Source organism: Staphylococcus sp. Marseille-Q1834, from assembly GCF_916858875.1.
Lineage (GTDB): Bacteria > Bacillota > Bacilli > Staphylococcales > Staphylococcaceae > Staphylococcus > Staphylococcus pragensis.
Genome location: NZ_CAKASN010000001.1, coordinates 33,411 through 49,278 on the forward strand (window position 1 = coordinate 33,411; position 15,868 = coordinate 49,278).

Consider the following 15,868-nt stretch of genomic DNA (forward strand, 5'->3'; position numbering starts at 1 on the left):
TCCTATTTTTTAGTAATAATTTCATTACGCACATCATAAGCCGATTCATAGTTAGGATAGATTTGCTTGAATGTTTTTTCTTTTTGGTTGCCATATCCAGTTGATGTGAAGGCTTGAAATGCATTGTGAGAGCCTGTTGGTGTAAATTTAATATTTTGAACAAGTTGTTTAATATGACAGACACCTTCCGAACGTCTAACTTCAACAGGACACATAACTTCTGCTGTTCTATTTACATCACTTGGTGTAACACTAGACATTTGCACTGGTGCAATCGCATTAATAGGTATCGTATGAATACCTTTAGGCAACTTATGTTCAGTTTTGAACAATTGACGTTCATCAGATTTACCATTACCACTAAACGGGTGATAGTTTTGAACAACCATTGGATTTACTCCGAATGTAGTATCTCTATCAACTTCTACTGTAATAGATCCGTTCATCTCAACAATGCCATTTGCTGTAATCATAAACCGTTGTTGCGTCATTAACATTCGTTGCCACTTATTTGTAGCGACAAGGCTGAATGTAGGTACGCCTTTGTTGTTATATCTATCGCTATATACAAACGATTTAGCGAACGCTTCATTCGACGTTCTACCTTGCCCACTATTATTCGTCTGCATTAAACGAATGATAATATTACCTAAGAAATTAACGCTACGCCACATTTCTTCTGCACCACGAGGTTTACCAGCACGTCCTTCATAAATTTCTGGTAAATAAGAAGTGATATTTTTCTTAATACCTACCCAGTTAGAGAATGATGACAATGTACTAGAACCCCAAGTAACTAAATCTCCATGATTGCTCACATCTTGCATGAATTGAGTCATAATATTGTGGTCTTGGTTAGAAAATCTTGGATAGAATAAACAATAATCTGATACTTGGGAAACAATGTTATGACAATCAACATGCGCAGTAATATGATTTAGTCCTTCGACTAACTTTTTCATATTTTTTGATTCTTGTTCACTAAATGGCGCTCTACCTTTAAAGTTTTTACCAGTTGGATTAGTTCCTTTACCAGCTTTCCAGTTATAATCAAAGTTACGATTAAGGTCTACGTTATTGGAATTTTCTCGATTATCGTTAGCAAATCCATGTGGATTAACAATAGGAACACACACAATACGCACATTTTTACGTATATAAGCTAAATGTGGATCAGTATGCCATTTATTTACTACTAAATCTAAGAAACGACTATTAGCGTAAAATGCGCTGTATTCGTTACCGTGAATGCAACTTGTTAAAAGTAACGTTTTTGAATAATGTTGTGGCTCAAATGTATATGAATAAACACTGTACTCTCCCGACTGGTCCTTACCAACATAAGTTTTACGACAATATTCATTATCTACAAACTTATCGTAAAAAACTTTTAGATTTTCTGTCGGTTCATTGTGTAATGGCGCTTCGTTTTCGCCACGCATAGCACCTTTAATATATGGTGGAGTCCAAAGGTACGAACTATCAGCTGCAATATTCAATTCCTTATCTAAATCATTTCTTATAGAATTGAAATCACGCCCCAATCTAGCACCTAATGTTTTAGATACTTTACCGTCTATACTTGCTCTTGCATCAATGATTTCTTGTTGGTCATTAGCGAGTGTAGGTACTAAAAATGCTCTCATTCTAGCATCTAGCCAGTTTATAGAGTCTTTTACACTTCTAGTCGAACCGTCAGCAAATGTATGTTTAATTTGATGTGATTGATGCGCTTCGTTATCAACAAAATTATGTCGATGTAATTGATCTTCCACGTAAGTTACCATGTCACGTGTAGAAATAAAATTAAGTTCTAATTCTCTTACGTGTCTAGCACCAAATATATTTTCGAGACTTGTGTAAATTGTCTTACGCATTATCGCTGACCTCCTTAATTTTTAGATTTCCATTTTCATCAATGGTTAACTCTTTATTACTTAAATCTATAATTGTTCCATCTACTTTCTTAGCAGTTAATTTTGAAGATGTATCAATAGAATCTAGCTTTTTCTTATCTTCTGGCGACATTAACCCAGCTTTATCAGCGGAAGCGTTACCTTCATTTCGCATTTCGATTGTTGTAGCTAAGACACTTGATGTTTTGGCGCTAGTTGAACGGTAATCTCTAACAAATGCGCCACCACCTAAGCCACCAATAGCATTAGCTGCGACATTAACACGATTCATGTATCTGTCATAACGTCTGTATTCACCTAATACTACCTCTTGTTTAACAATTTCATTATTTATATCTCGTTTTGTCTTAACTTCAACAATACGTACTATCTCGTTTAGTCCTAATACAGAATTGCGTATCTTAACTAAATCGCCAACTCTAGGCTTAGCGTTTGGATAGTATTTTTTTAAGACGATAAAGTCTAAGCTAATAGAACGTTTGATTGAGTCATCTATACGTTTCTGTAACTTTGCTTTCATTAACTCCTCGTCTTTAATACGACCATCTTTGATAGGCTCTGCTTCGTATTTGCCGATATCTTTCATATCCGGATGTTCGAACTTCATAATCAAACCAGCACCAGTAATACCTTGCTCATCTGTATAGTCACCATAGCCGACACAATATGTCGCCATATCGCCTGTATCTTCTTCTACTTTGATATTTTTCGCATTAATTTCATCATCTATGATGTAATCGACTTCTTTTTGATTGTAAGGAGTGAAAACGAAAGTGTATTTTTTAGTTTTCTTATCAAAATCAATGTAAAATTCTAAATCCCAATGTGACATTGCTTTTTTGATAAGTTCTTCAACTGTTTCACCTTCTCCAGCATTTTCAAAGTCTGATGAAGGTAACTTACTTTCAGTTAATTTGTACTCTAAATCAGTAGGACCAAAGGCTATATCTAAGAACTTCTTAGGAGTAAAACTTCCATTGATAGGTGCGTAGATTCTACGTCGCTTAATGGTATCTATCGGCTTATAACGACAAGAAACCGTCACACGCTGTTTCGTACCATGCGCTTGACGGTCAATCAAGAAAGTTAAGTATTCTTTTTCATCATCTGGACCTTCAACCCTTGATACTCTCCAACGCTTATCTATTGCTCTTACAACTTCATAATTGTAAGCATCTTCAAGTAACTCAAACTGTAATACTGCTTCTGAACTGTTTTTATCAGTCCAATTTGTAGTGGTGTTGACAAACTTGCCACGACCACGTTTAGGACTTATTAATATTGGCAATTTGCAACACCTACTTGTAATAAAATTTCATATCGAACTTGACTGACTTTACTTGTTGATTAAACTCAAATTCATTCCAACCATGACGGAACTTCGGTTGTGATCCAGATACTTCATAACTTAATGGCGTACCGTTTTTGAATGTCTGAACACCGTCATAAACAATCTTGTCACCTTTTTTCATTTTAATATTGCGAATCGTCATAAGGTCTGAATGACTCATTGTAAACTCGAAGTTTTCTGTATCTTCACCTAATATGATTGTCACTTTTTTATACATGTTGAATTGGTCGTTGTCAGCAGTACCGTGATAGTAAATGACATTATTCCAAATATTTGTAAAAGAATATATACGTGATGCATCTTGCTCATCAAAAGGAATGAGCATGTCGTTAGACCATAACTCGCTATCTGGACGTTTTTCTAAGTCAATAGAAGTACCAATACTTTCAGCAAATGGAATTTCAGTTGTTTCAAACACTAAGTCAAAACTGATTTTTTTACCATTTTCTTCTGGAACGATAACATCAGCATTTTTAACTTTATATTGCTTACCGTTTACATAGTAATTGTCGTTGAATTCTTCATGATCTAACACAAGATTGTTATATTCGCTTATTTCTTGATAGTCATCTTCTAAAGGCTCAATAAAACGATAATTTAAAGGGACGGTTCTTCTTAACTCTCTTATCCATACTTCTTCTGTGGAATTAGTTAAGTTATAGAACTCGTCCCTTAATCTTGCGTTATCATTCAATTTCGTTGAATTTACATGACATTTGACATTTATTTTACGTTTACGATATTGACTACTCAAAAGAATACGACCACTTGTATTTTCTTTTGTTTCGTAATTATCTTCTATTTCCATACTTTCAATAATCACATCATCGACGACAAAACCGAAGTCGCCCAATGTGTATTTTTCTCCGTTTTGTTTTTTGATTTCTAAATCCATTGAACGACCTCCTTAGAATGTGAATGTTGAATCACGATATGCGTTTTGTTCGTTGACAATAGTTGTTAGTGCGTCATTGTCTACGCCCATTTCAATACGTACTACACGTTGTGACGGGTTTGTTTTGATGTTGTGTGTATGTTGCACCTGAGCGTTCATATTAGCGTTTACTTTCTTCATGTTAGCAGTTATATCTGGAATTGCTAAGTTGCTATTAAATGCGTCTGTGATTGAGTTAGCCATGCTACCCATACCACTCACAACGTTTTTACCTTCTTTATTAATTCCGATACCTAAACCTTCCATAGTCCAAACACCGTATTGTTTAAACAACTTAGAAGGTGAACCGATGTGTAAAGCGCTTTTAGCAGCATTAACTGCACCCATTACTACATTTTTTGCAGCAGATGCAACTTGTCCTGCCATAGCTTTTATACCGTTTATAAGCCCCATGATTAAGTCGCGACCAACAGAAACCATATGACCTATAAAGCTACGAGCAGCATTTACAGCATTAGATACGCCATTTCTTACAGAACTAACAACATTTGACATACCACTTATTACTGCATTAACAATAGCGCTCATTGCGCTTGTGATTGCAGATAGCATATTGTTCCAACCATTTCGCACGAAGTTGACCACGTTTGAAACAGCATTTGAAACAAAACTAACAATTGATGACCAAATGCTTGATACAACACTAGAAATAGAACTCATGATTGATGAAGTTATACTCATAAGTGTTGACCAACCACTTGATACAAAACTTACAATAGATGAAACGATAGAACTGATGATACTTACAATTGAACTCCAGATTGAAGAAATAACACTAGCAATAGCGCCCATGATAGCTGAAGTAACAGATAATAATGTAGTCCATATTGTTGTAACTACTGTTAATATTGATTGAACAACAGTTGTAATAACAGTAACTAACATAGTCCAGATCGTTTGAGCAACTGTGACTAAAGTAGTCCAAATTGTAGTAGCGACTGTCACGATACCAGTCCAAATTGTTGATAAAAATGTACCTAACATTGAAACTATTGTTGTAATCGCAGTCACTATTGCAGTCCAAACTGTTTGAGCAACTGCAATCAATGTAGTCCACATAGTTTGTGCTACCGTTACGATACTAGTCCATATATTCATTAGGAATACGCCCAATTGAACAACTACTGTTAAAACAGCTTGTACAATCGCATTCCATATGTTCGATGCTATTTCTGCTAATGGTCCGAATATAGCCGAGAACATATCTACTGTTGCTTGCCATGATTGAGTTAAAACATCTTTTAATATATTAAAGATATTTATCGCTGCTTGTACAATAGCGTCCCAAATAGCTTGTCCCACTTGTTGGAGCGTTTGCCATGCGCCTTGCCAATCGCCAGTCAAAATTTGAAGTAAAACAGTGATCGTACCTACTATCACATGCATCGCTACTGTAATAACTGCTTTAATAATTTCCCAAGCTATTTTTACAGTGTTTACTATCGCGTTAAATGTTGACTCAAATAAAGGCGACAGCAATTTGATAGCACCTTCAACAATAGTAACGAAACCGTCCCACATTGAACCTAACGAGTCGACAGCACCTTTAACGTAATCCATTTGACCTAGTAAATCTTTAAAGAAGTTGATTACTGCTTTAACTGCATCTCCAACTGCTCCGGATATAGCATCCCACGCATTTTTAACAGCATCTCTAACTACTTCTGATGATTTCCACAAAGCAACAAATACAGCGATTACTGCTACTACTGCTGCTATTGCTATGCCTACTGGGCCAGATAACGCTGCAAGTACGCCACCTAAAAATTCTATAGCGCCCATGACAACGCTAATTATTCCACTCAAACCACCGAATGTAGTAATAAGAGGGATAATTACTTGAGTTACAAAAATGAACGCTGGTGCTAATGCCATTAATATTCCAGCTAACGTCGCTACGATTCCTACAATCATACCAATAATCGGACTAGCTTCTGTTAGTTTCCCTATAAACTTGGTAATAGCTAACGCTACATCTAACACTAAAGATGCTAACGGAGCCATAGCTACACCGACATTGATAAGAATATTGATGATATTGCCTATTAATTGAATGAGTTTAGGTCCATTTTCTTGAACGTATTCAATAAACTTCTTGAAGCCGTCACTTTCTGCAATCGTTGAACTCCATTCTTCAAATTGCTTAGCCATATCTGCTAATCCTTGTAATACAAGATGAGTATTAGGTGCGAATGCCTTCATTAAGTTGAATATACCTCTAAATGTTGAGCCGAATATCTGACCTATTAAAGGCAAATTCTGTTTAGTATATTCAATGAATGACTTAATCGCATTTTGCCCTTCAACTGATTGCGCCCATTCGTTAAATGCCTGTCCCATTTTTTTAAAGCCTTGTGATACCCACTCGGCTAATGGTGCTATTTGTGTAAGTACACTGACTAAGCCGCTACCAAATGAGCCGGCAGCATCTAACATATTATTAAATATTCTTACGCCAGTTGTACCCATCATCTCGAAGAACTTCTGTGCTACTTGTGAGTTTTTAGCCCAATTAAGCATTTTAGCACTTGCTTGTTCCATTCCTTTAGATACACCGTTGATAAATGGTGTAAGTCCAGCTAACGCAACTTTAGCAGTATCAATACTATTTGCTAATGTATTAAAGATTTGTGCTTGATTTTGTTTAATAAGGTCTGCCCATGCACCTTTTAAACTTTCTAATGAAGCCTCGTAACGTTCAGTTTCTCTAGTTGCTTCTAATGTACCGTCTGATAACATTTTTAAAGCACTGATGCCCATAGCACCAAATGCTACTGCACCTGCGCCAGCTACACCAAATGCACCAGCTACACCTAGCGCACCACCAGCAACTACACCTAATGCATTTAATACTGCCATTAATGCAGGAACTACGCTTGCGATTGCCGGAACGAGTAACGAAATATTAGAAAGTAACGAGCCTTTAATCATATTACCGAATACTGTTCCAAATGATCTAATATCATTTGCTAAGCTATCTAATGAATTACTGTAATCTTCTAAACCTTTGTGTAGTTGTTTAAAGAAAGCCATTGCTGGATTTCCATCTACATCAAGCCGAGTGCGATGTCGGTTAGGGATAGAACGTAGCATAGCTTTAAACGCTTTTATGTGAGCAATAGCCCCTGCGCTATCAACTTCAAGATTAGCTTTAGCTTTTTGATGAGCGAAGTCGTTAAGTTGTTTCTTAGCTAATTTGATTGATTCTCTTGCTCTAGTTGCATCTGCATCTAAAACAGCTGAATACTTGCTACCGTCGATACCATCTAGGTTATGTTGTAACTCAGAAATATGTGTAATAGCTTTTCTAATATTTACGTCTGCATCTGCTTCTGCATCAGAATTCTCGTACATATCTAAATACTTCTGTACTTTCTTAATGTTTGCAGTAGCTTTAGATACGTCAGCGTCTAACTCTGCATCACCACGATAAGCATCAAATTTTTCAACTAATGTCTTAGCTTGTGCGACTTTGTCTCTAACATCAGAAATATCTGCGTCAAGTTCAGCATCAGCATGAGTGTTATCAAAGCCTTTTACTGCATCTCTTGCAGCTTTAACTGCTTTCATTACACCAGATGAGTCGCCATCTAATTTAGTATCCTTGATTGATTCTTGTGTTTTCTTGAAGTTTTGAGCCACTTTCTTAGCTGATTGAATAGCGCTTTTAAACTTACGTGTATTCGCCTCAATTTGCGCTTTAATACTATAATTAGCTTCTGCCACGTTATCACTCCTTTCTTAAAGAATTGTTATGATTTGCAATTAATTTGAGCAAATCAGATGGTGCATTAACTTCTTGTTTGGAGTCTGAACCAAATTTGAGAGGTTCTCCTCTATTAAGACGTTTGACGTTTTCTTCGTAGTCCATAATGTCGTTAGCACTTCTAAACCTGTACTCAGTTTCTCCCTTTTTGCCACCACGTTTTTTCTGCTCCGCTTGAGCGTCACGTATAGCAAAGGCGAGTTTATACATATCCATGTCTTTATCAAGTTGCTCATATTCAAGTGCATACATGCGATAGTTAAACTCTCTGAGCGTCATCATTTCTATTTTGTGTAAGTCGTATATCTTCAACTTACTCATGCAAACGACAACTACTCTATCAAATGTCAGTACATCATTATTTACTTCTTGCTTTTCTTGTCTTGTTTGTATTCGTCTGGCACTAGGTTTTGGGTTAAAGGTCTCTTTCCCAATTCCTCAATGATTTGCTCACAGAAAGTATCAATACCTTCATTTTCTGCAATATCTTCTAAGACAGTTTCTAGTTCTTCATCAGTTTGCGGTTTCTTTTTGTGATGTGCAGTTGCTGCTTTAATTACTTTAGCTAATGCAACTACATTCCCGTTAGATAAGTTAGGGACTAACATATTTAAACCTTGACCGATAGTCATTTGTTCTACTTCTAAACCTAACTCTTTATCAATTTTGTTTAAGAAACCTAATCCGAATGATAATTCTAATTCTTTATCTTTAAATTTAACATTCATAATTTAAATACCTCACTTATTTTTTATTTGCGCAAATAAAAAAGAGGGGATATTGCCCCTCATGTTTATACAGTTTCAACTTCTGTTGGTTGTGGAATACTTTCAGCCAAACCGTCGTCTGCTGGATCAGATGCAACAGTATCGTGGAAGCCATAAGCAGCTTTGTTTGCTTCGATTGCTTGCGGTAATGTAGCATAACCACGTTGTTTTTTAAGATAAACGCCAAACTCTGTTTCAAATTCAGCAATACCGTCTGCTTCATTAGTACGAGTGATACTATTCCAGTAACCTTGTCTATATTCAGCTTTGTACTTACCTTCGCTATTTTGAACACGCTTATTGATTACCCATAATTCATATGGTGTATCGTCTTCCGTAGCGTCCTCAATTTCATCGCATAAAGTGTCTTTTTGATCCATGTAGCAATTAATCGTTACAGTAGACTCTAATGTACCACCAGAGTTAACTGAGCCATCAAATGTAGCTTCTGTATCTCTGTCTTTTTCAGTTTCACGTTCTAATTCAGTGACTAACATTACTTTGTTAGCATCTTTTCTATCACCTAATTTACGAATTAAAACTAATTCATCAGTACCTTGTTTTGTTGGCATAGGTTGAATACCTCCTAAATTTTTGTATTAAAAAACGCAAGCCAATTTAATGACTTGCGTACTCTACACTTATAGTTGTATGTGACAACGTTTGATTGGTTTCTTGTTCTGTACTCTCATTCACACTAATTTGTGGGAGTGTCAATGTATATCCGTCTAGTTGTATCTCATCTAGTAGAATAGATTGAACTTGAATGTATAACTCATCATTCTTACCTTTATCATCTTCCGTACACCAAATATGGATAATTGCAGTAGGATTACCACTGTAACTGTCAAAAGTTAAACGACGTATATCATCTCTAATACTCTGAATAGCAATGAAAGGATAAGGTAATTCTTGATTGAGTTCGCTTGTGCGAATGATAGGCACGCCAAGTTCTTCAAACCTTGTATAAAGATAATTGAACAATTGCAAATTCACTGATTGTTTCATCGCATACCTCCTAACCGTTAATTAATCTTTCGAGGTCTGCTCTGACTTTTTTCGTGAACTCTTGGTAGACTGGGAACATAAACGTTTCTGGTTCCATGTATCTGGTTCCGTATTCAAGGAAAGATGAATAACCAGCTTTAGAAGTGATACCATATTTAAGATGTCCTTCTTTAGCATCTTCAACCATTCTAGCTAAGTTACCAGTCCAATAACCTTTGTTCATTACTTCTTTAGCAGTTTTAACTGTGTCTGTACTAAATTTCACCGCATTCTCGTGCAACACTTCATCTACATTGTCATCAATAGTATTGTTCATTCGGTCAAAATCTCTGATTAAGTCGTCTAAATCTCCACCACCGAAACGCATTACTTAACCTCCTCGATATAGAACACTGTATCGTGTTCATAATCAATTCTTTTGGTTATCTGATACTTAGTATCGTTAATATAAGCATGCGTCGCAGTAGGCTCAAAATGACCGTTTAAACGTATGATATTGATGTCTTTGTTGATGTCTCCGTATTGCACCACTGTTTTTTGTGGACTTAGCGGACTGATATTACATGGTATTGCATCGTAGCGCTTTTTGTATGTTTCAGTTCTGTTTGTTTTAGGGTTGTACTTTCCTTTCGTTTCTTTAGCAAACACGACTCTCTTGTTATATCTCAATAGAAAATACCTGCCCCACGTTTATCTGAGTTTCGTGGCGTATATTGATCTATTACATCCATATATTCGTCAAAGTCGTTTGCTTGAAACGTATTAGAACGCCCATCTACGCTTTCCTGCGTCATACCTTCTGCGCCAACACGATTAAAGCGCTTGACTGCTACTTCTTCGACGATGTATTCCAATCTATCTGGAACTTCATCATTGCCAACGGGAAGTAAGCTAATCAAACGCTTTTCAGTGTTATCTATAATTCGTATAAGCAGTTTATCTTGTAAGTCATCTTTAATTGAGAGTAATAGCTTAACATTCTCTAATGTAGCCATACTATCCCTCCAATGTGTCTAAGATGTCTGCTTTCGTATCTTTTTCAGATACTTCAATACCATGTTTTTGTGCGATTTCAATTAATTCTGCTTTCGTATTCTTATCATCTACAACTAATTTAATATATTGTTTATTGAATTTGTTATCAGCATGTAGTAATTGAGTAATACGTTCATCTGTAATATCAGTAGGATAAATGTCGCCAACTTCATAAGGCTTGTTATCCTCTGCATCTACAAATGGTCGTACTACTTCGTATGAATAAGCCATGTGTCAGACCTCCTTAGATTAATTAGACAGTTTCAGGTTGTGGTGTAGCTGTTTCAGGGTTAGTAGCTGCACCTTCAGTTAATTTAGCGAATGCGTTATCGTCTGCAATGTGGAATGCAACGTCCATAGTCACACGTAAAGCGATTAATTCTTGTTCGAATAAGTTTACTGGACTACCATCTTCGTTTTGAATAGTAGATAATTGTGCATGTGTAGAAATTTCATAATTCATATTGTATGGAATGCCGTAGAACATTTTATTAAAGTCCCCAGCGTATAAATCACCTTTTTTGATTTCATCCGATTTTAAATCAACGACAGGAATTCCGTCTAATGTATTAGTTGAACAATCATAGTAACTTTCATTAGTGTTTTCGTCACGCACACCACGTAAAGCTGTACGGTTTTGAGTTTTAGATACAAAAGCATTAGCTTCTACATCATGTTCTAACAACTCATCTTCTAAAGCTAATACGTTTTCTAAGTTGATAGGACCGTTCACAACGTTACCAGCGGTAGTTACTGATTGTTCTACTGATTGAGTGAATGGATTATCAACATTGAGTAAAACTGCTTCGTCAAACTTCTTGTAGAACTGCTCAGCAATTTGCGGTTTCATCTTTTCAAAGAATTGTGAGTAAGTGTAGTTTAAAAATTCTCGAGAAGCTAAGACAATAACACCTAATTTGTGTGAACGCATTTTAGCACTTACAATGCTAGGCTTAGTAGTTTGAATTTTACGACCTTCACCTACCCAGTAAGCGCCCGGCTTATCTGCCCAATAAGTGAATTCCTTTTCTGATTTACCACCCATATCTTGATATTTACCTAACTGCATCACTTTTGAGTTTTGTAATACATCTAATAAAATAGGTTCGTTAAAATCGTTTAATAACGTACCATCTTTCATTTCATGCATCATAACGTTATCTGGATTAAACGTTTGTACTTTTACATCTGCCATAAATTAAAACCTCCGTTATTTTATAATTCGATATTTATTAGCAAGTTCTTCAAATGACTTGCCACTTGTTTGTTGATTGCCAAAACTACTACTTTGATTGCTTGGAGTAGATTGACGAGTAGCTTCTTTGACTTTTTCTCCAACAGCACTATCAAAGTCTTTTTTGATTTGTCGAATAACGTCTTTAATTTCTTCGTTATCCTCAATTTTGATGAGTGCATCAGCAAATGATGTAGGAAGTTCTTGTTCTTTCAAGTCATCAACTACATCAGATTTGAGTTCTTTAAGTGCTTGTGCTTTTTCACGTTGAGCAATTGCTTTTTCACGTTCTGATAATGCTTTTTCTTCTTTTTCTTTTTGAGTTAATTTGGCATAGCTTTCACCTTCGGAACGTGCATTTTCAACAGCTTCTTTTAATCTTTGTTCAAATTTCTTTTCTTGATTTGCTAGTGCTTTATTCACAGCTTTATGCTTTTGACTATCTAACTCATTTTGAGTTAATTCAAAAACTTTTTTGTCATCATCGCCTTGGTCATTTCCACTTTGTTTATCTTTTCCTTCAGGATCATTGGGATTATCTTCAGAAAAATGCTGTAAATTTAGCTTTAATCGTTTAATTTCATTCATTTATATCGTCCTTTCAAACAGTCTTAACACGAATGATTTTACGCATAAAAAAAGCACCCATTATAGTGCGTTTAAGCCCAATAAAGTGTGCTGATATCTATGTTTATTACATTGTATTAATCCAGTTGATTGCGTTATTAGCAGTTTAATGACTTACTTAGGTCATAGTTTAAATAAAATTCTTTGGCTCGAATGATTTCTTTTTATCTTGCTTAGGTTTCGCTTGTGCTTGGTTACTAGGATTTGTATCATTCAGACGCTTCAGTTCTACATGAATGTGTTCTAAAGCGTCAGCGATACGTTCGAGTGCTTTTAACATCTAATCATCACCTTTTTCTTCGTTCACAAATTCGCATATTTCATATGTGCCGCAATCTGCACATTCTCTTTGGTGACCTACATAACCTTTTGGCACTGTCATTCTAATTACTTCTACATTTAGACTTCCGCAATTTCCGCATTGATAAAAAGTTTCATGTTTTACGTAGTCGTTTAATTGATTGAAATGTTCACCTGATATCAATTGAATGCCTTTATTTGCTAATGATTGATATAAATACTTCGAACCAATTAAAGCTTCAGTAGTAAACTGTCCCATTATTTAATCACTCCTAAAGTGTAAATTTAGCATCTCTAGACGCATTGACCTCATTCACAATAGTTGTTAAATCTTTAAGACTAACATCCATTCCAATTTTCACAGTATTATTGTCATTCGTCTTTTCTAATTGTTTTCTAATCAACTTCAACTCATTGGTAATTTCTTTTAAATATTGTTCTTGATTACTCATTTAACCACACCTCCAAAATATTTACCTTTACGTTCTTCGAAGAATTTATCACGCCTATTTTCATCAACGTGTGGAACGACCGCACTACGACAAAATGGGTGCATAGGTGGAGCATTTACACCCGGAACCATGTCTTTTACTTTAAATGTTTTATCATTCAAACTCCTACATGTTTTCGTAGTCTTGCTATCCATTTTTGCTACAAACTCGTACTCCGCATCTTCTCCATGCTGGTCTAGCATATGACGTTTAGACGCTTCTGTTTGAACTCTAGCAGTTTCTGTAAGTAATAGGCGTTTCATGTTGTAAGTTGTTGCCCCTGTATCTTTGCGCAAGTCTTTCACAAACTCATAAGGGTGTCTGCCACGTAATAATACATGACGTGTGGTCTTTTGTACGTGTCGTCTTACCACGTCCATATCTGACCAAAGTCTTGTACTCCATTTATGCCCTTCAAACGGTGTGAATACGATTGTTTTAACATCATTGATAGATACTTGGAGTGTTTCTCCTAAGATACCTGCTTGTTGCTTTAATGCTCTGTAATAAGCACTCTCCATGTAGTTATACATAGATTGTTCTATCTGAGCATAAGCATAAGTAACAATCAGTCCTAGTTGTGCTTGTAGTAGTTTCTCTCTACTTACATACATCTTAGTATTGTAGGCTTTCAATTCTTGATTTGCTTTCTCGCTAAAGTCTTTGTTTTCTACATATTCTTTAGCTTTTTGAGAGAATTGTTGTACATCTACTGCGTCAATTTTCTTCTTAGCTTCGATGAAAGAAACACCTTCGTTAATTGCATATCTTGCGTAAAAACGATTAATCTCATCTTCGATATCAGCGTTCATTTCATCGACAATACGTTGTATTTCTTTAGCAATCTCATAATCCGATTTACTTTCTTCATCAATGATTTCCTTTGCTCTATCTTCCCAGTAGGTCATGGACTATCACTCCTTAATATTGGTTTGATTATCCATACCCTCTAAGTTGTACATTCGTTCATCTGATTTTTGAAGTTGGATATCTTCTTCATTCTCGATACGTTCCATTTCTTGTTGTGGGTTATCAATGAACGATACAAGAGACATCAATGATTGTTGACTGATTTCCCCACCTGCTTGTAAGTACATATCCATTTCATCTTTCACTGATTTAGGAATGTTACGAGTAAACGTGAATGTTAAATCTTGAATAGCATCTTTATCTAATTCACGATTGATACTCATAATCTGACCGATTAACTTGTAACGTCTACGCAAGCCTTTTCGGAATAAACCTTCTTTGATTGCAGTACGTTGTTCTAGTCCGAATAACTTATATTTCATGGCCTCACCAGAGGTCTGACCAGCAAAATTCTCGTCGCTCATATCTGGAGTATTAGTGAACATATGAATGTTACGACTAATTCTGTCTTTATAAGACTCAACACCATTTACATCGTATTCTTTGTAGATGTATCTAGCATCCACATTACCTTCAGTCGTTCTCTCATCCATTGTTGTATATTCTGGCGGGACTAGGTGGAATACATTAGCGTCTTTTTGTAATTGCGCAGTATTGCTATCAAGTTCCATGTTTCCGATAACAAGTAACATCGCATCGTTTAAATCACTCATATAGTTAGCTGTATCTGATTGTGCATTATCATATAAATCGATAAGTGGAATAACTTTCTCAAAGTCTCCACGACGCTTTTCATTATTGCTAAACTCTGTGATTGTCACTTTGCCGAATGAGTGTGGTTCTGCTGGTCTACGTTCTTGCAATTTCAAATTAGTGGATTTATTCGCAATAAAGAAATTAGTCGCATTAGGTGTAATGATGTCTACATTGTAAATATCTGTGTCATCATATTCTCTTGTTGACGTTTGCCAGTACCTAACCGCAATCAAACTATTCTGTTCAATCGTATTATCGTAAATCACAAATGTATTACGTGGATCAGATTTATATAATCTCACTTCATCATCTTGATTACGGATAATGTACTCATAAGCGCGACCAAAGATAGATAAGTCTAATCCAATTGAACGGTTATGCGTGTCGATGTCGTTTAGCTTATGTAGTCCGTTAATCTTCTCTTGTGTACTTTCATCTTCTGTTTGTACTTGTATTGCATGACCAAAGCAATAACCATTAATAAAGTCTGCGATGTATGATGCAAAATCATGTGCTGCACGATTATCTGCTAAGTGTCTTTCTCTACGTCTGCGATTACGCATGATGTTGTAGTTAAGTCCTTGATAGTAATCGTCAAGCATTTGTAATCTAGGTACTTGTGCATCTAAGTGATGACTAATACATTCACTGATGAAATCATAATCATCTAGTATCTCGCTTAATGTACCGTCGTAACGATATGTTTCTACTGCGTCACGTCTATATATCTTATCTCGATGTTGTCGGTATTCCGCATCTCTTTCGAATTCATTTACTTTTAACAAGCGTTAT

Annotated in this window: 19 protein-coding genes; all 19 read right to left on the reverse strand. The window is 35.8% G+C overall.

The features are described 5' to 3' along the window. Positions 1-2 precede the first annotated feature (2 nt). The 19 genes from LIX58_RS00180 to LIX58_RS00270 all read right to left on the reverse strand — a co-directional run bounded on the left by LIX58_RS00180 (position 3) and on the right by LIX58_RS00270 (position 15,861). The gene (locus tag LIX58_RS00180) at positions 3-1,877 is read right to left on the reverse strand and encodes a M14 family metallopeptidase (protein WP_226385958.1); all 1,875 of its coding nucleotides are present in this window, start codon (positions 1,875-1,877) and stop codon (positions 3-5) included. Further along, a complete protein-coding gene (locus LIX58_RS00185; protein WP_226385959.1) occupies positions 1,870-3,204 on the reverse strand; it encodes a phage tail protein in 1,335 nt (444 codons plus the stop codon). Before LIX58_RS00185 ends, LIX58_RS00180 begins: the two co-directional genes overlap by 8 nt. Before the next feature lie 10 nt (positions 3,205-3,214). Next, positions 3,215-4,162 carry a phage tail domain-containing protein gene (locus tag LIX58_RS00190; RefSeq protein WP_226385960.1) on the reverse strand — a complete coding sequence of 316 codons (948 nt, stop codon included), beginning with the start codon at positions 4,160-4,162 and terminating at the stop codon, positions 3,215-3,217. A 12-nt stretch (positions 4,163-4,174) separates the two neighbouring features. Continuing rightward, positions 4,175-7,948: a phage tail protein gene (locus LIX58_RS00195; RefSeq protein WP_226385961.1), complete on the reverse strand. Its 3,774-nt coding sequence runs from the start codon at positions 7,946-7,948 to the stop codon at positions 4,175-4,177. A 4-nt stretch (positions 7,949-7,952) separates the two neighbouring features. Beyond that, complete coding sequence (locus tag LIX58_RS00200; protein ID WP_226385962.1) at positions 7,953-8,309, reverse strand: hypothetical protein; 357 nt, start codon at positions 8,307-8,309, stop codon at positions 7,953-7,955. Between the two features lie 41 nt (positions 8,310-8,350). Next, positions 8,351-8,716: a tail assembly chaperone gene (locus LIX58_RS00205; RefSeq protein ID WP_196306352.1), complete on the reverse strand. Its 366-nt coding sequence runs from the start codon at positions 8,714-8,716 to the stop codon at positions 8,351-8,353. A gap of 65 nt (positions 8,717-8,781) precedes the next feature. Beyond that, complete coding sequence (locus LIX58_RS00210; protein ID WP_053019812.1) at positions 8,782-9,327, reverse strand: phage major tail protein, TP901-1 family; 546 nt, start codon at positions 9,325-9,327, stop codon at positions 8,782-8,784. Positions 9,328-9,373: 46 nt separating this feature from the next. Further along, positions 9,374-9,763 (reverse strand): hypothetical protein, encoded by a 390-nt coding sequence (locus tag LIX58_RS00215; RefSeq protein ID WP_226385963.1) that lies wholly within the window; start codon positions 9,761-9,763, stop codon positions 9,374-9,376. Between the two features lie 10 nt (positions 9,764-9,773). After that, on the reverse strand, positions 9,774-10,130 hold the full coding sequence (locus LIX58_RS00220; protein ID WP_053028459.1) for an HK97-gp10 family putative phage morphogenesis protein: 357 nt from the start codon (positions 10,128-10,130) through the stop codon (positions 9,774-9,776). Then, positions 10,130-10,432 (reverse strand): hypothetical protein, encoded by a 303-nt coding sequence (locus LIX58_RS00225; RefSeq protein WP_174694738.1) that lies wholly within the window; start codon positions 10,430-10,432, stop codon positions 10,130-10,132. The genes LIX58_RS00220 and LIX58_RS00225 overlap by 1 nt, the downstream gene beginning before the upstream one ends. Further along, on the reverse strand, positions 10,429-10,758 hold the full coding sequence (locus tag LIX58_RS00230; protein ID WP_226385964.1) for a phage head-tail connector protein: 330 nt from the start codon (positions 10,756-10,758) through the stop codon (positions 10,429-10,431). Before LIX58_RS00230 ends, LIX58_RS00225 begins: the two co-directional genes overlap by 4 nt. A gap of 1 nt (position 10,759) precedes the next feature. Then, positions 10,760-11,029 (reverse strand): hypothetical protein, encoded by a 270-nt coding sequence (locus LIX58_RS00235; RefSeq protein WP_103366860.1) that lies wholly within the window; start codon positions 11,027-11,029, stop codon positions 10,760-10,762. A gap of 22 nt (positions 11,030-11,051) precedes the next feature. Then, the gene (locus tag LIX58_RS00240) at positions 11,052-11,993 is read right to left on the reverse strand and encodes a phage major capsid protein (protein ID WP_226385965.1); all 942 of its coding nucleotides are present in this window, start codon (positions 11,991-11,993) and stop codon (positions 11,052-11,054) included. A 15-nt stretch (positions 11,994-12,008) separates the two neighbouring features. Beyond that, positions 12,009-12,620, reverse strand: coding sequence for a DUF4355 domain-containing protein (locus LIX58_RS00245; protein WP_226385966.1), 612 nt, complete (start codon positions 12,618-12,620; stop codon positions 12,009-12,011). A 169-nt stretch (positions 12,621-12,789) separates the two neighbouring features. Further along, positions 12,790-12,939: a hypothetical protein gene (locus LIX58_RS00250; RefSeq protein ID WP_180525245.1), complete on the reverse strand. Its 150-nt coding sequence runs from the start codon at positions 12,937-12,939 to the stop codon at positions 12,790-12,792. Further along, positions 12,940-13,218, reverse strand: coding sequence for a hypothetical protein (locus LIX58_RS00255; RefSeq protein WP_226385967.1), 279 nt, complete (start codon positions 13,216-13,218; stop codon positions 12,940-12,942). It lies immediately after the preceding gene. 13 nt (positions 13,219-13,231) lie between these two features. Further along, on the reverse strand, positions 13,232-13,411 hold the full coding sequence (locus LIX58_RS00260; protein WP_226385968.1) for a hypothetical protein: 180 nt from the start codon (positions 13,409-13,411) through the stop codon (positions 13,232-13,234). Then, positions 13,408-14,358: a minor capsid protein gene (locus tag LIX58_RS00265; protein WP_226385969.1), complete on the reverse strand. Its 951-nt coding sequence runs from the start codon at positions 14,356-14,358 to the stop codon at positions 13,408-13,410. Before LIX58_RS00265 ends, LIX58_RS00260 begins: the two co-directional genes overlap by 4 nt. A gap of 6 nt (positions 14,359-14,364) precedes the next feature. After that, on the reverse strand, positions 14,365-15,861 hold the full coding sequence (locus LIX58_RS00270) for a phage portal protein (protein WP_226385970.1): 1,497 nt from the start codon (positions 15,859-15,861) through the stop codon (positions 14,365-14,367). Positions 15,862-15,868 lie beyond the last annotated feature (7 nt).

What these genes read in the sequence shown, in the direction of transcription:
- LIX58_RS00180 (WP_226385958.1), bottom strand. Translation starts at nt 1,877, where the DNA reads ATGCGTAAGACAATTTACACAAGTCTCGAAAATATATTTGGTGCTAGA.
- LIX58_RS00190 (WP_226385960.1), bottom strand. Translation starts at nt 4,162, where the DNA reads ATGGATTTAGAAATCAAAAAACAAAACGGAGAAAAATACACATTGGGC.
- LIX58_RS00245 (WP_226385966.1), bottom strand. Translation starts at nt 12,620, where the DNA reads ATGAATGAAATTAAACGATTAAAGCTAAATTTACAGCATTTTTCTGAA.
- LIX58_RS00210 (WP_053019812.1), bottom strand. Translation starts at nt 9,327, where the DNA reads ATGCCAACAAAACAAGGTACTGATGAATTAGTTTTAATTCGTAAATTA.
- LIX58_RS00260 (WP_226385968.1), bottom strand. Translation starts at nt 13,411, where the DNA reads ATGAGTAATCAAGAACAATATTTAAAAGAAATTACCAATGAGTTGAAG.
- LIX58_RS00220 (WP_053028459.1), bottom strand. Translation starts at nt 10,130, where the DNA reads ATGCGTTTCGGTGGTGGAGATTTAGACGACTTAATCAGAGATTTTGAC.
- LIX58_RS00205 (WP_196306352.1), bottom strand. Translation starts at nt 8,716, where the DNA reads ATGAATGTTAAATTTAAAGATAAAGAATTAGAATTATCATTCGGATTA.
- LIX58_RS00215 (WP_226385963.1), bottom strand. Translation starts at nt 9,763, where the DNA reads ATGAAACAATCAGTGAATTTGCAATTGTTCAATTATCTTTATACAAGG.
- LIX58_RS00235 (WP_103366860.1), bottom strand. Translation starts at nt 11,029, where the DNA reads ATGGCTTATTCATACGAAGTAGTACGACCATTTGTAGATGCAGAGGAT.
- LIX58_RS00240 (WP_226385965.1), bottom strand. Translation starts at nt 11,993, where the DNA reads ATGGCAGATGTAAAAGTACAAACGTTTAATCCAGATAACGTTATGATG.
- LIX58_RS00265 (WP_226385969.1), bottom strand. Translation starts at nt 14,358, where the DNA reads ATGACCTACTGGGAAGATAGAGCAAAGGAAATCATTGATGAAGAAAGT.
- LIX58_RS00200 (WP_226385962.1), bottom strand. Translation starts at nt 8,309, where the DNA reads ATGAGTAAGTTGAAGATATACGACTTACACAAAATAGAAATGATGACG.
- LIX58_RS00250 (WP_180525245.1), bottom strand. Translation starts at nt 12,939, where the DNA reads ATGTTAAAAGCACTCGAACGTATCGCTGACGCTTTAGAACACATTCAT.
- LIX58_RS00255 (WP_226385967.1), bottom strand. Translation starts at nt 13,218, where the DNA reads ATGGGACAGTTTACTACTGAAGCTTTAATTGGTTCGAAGTATTTATAT.
- LIX58_RS00230 (WP_226385964.1), bottom strand. Translation starts at nt 10,758, where the DNA reads ATGGCTACATTAGAGAATGTTAAGCTATTACTCTCAATTAAAGATGAC.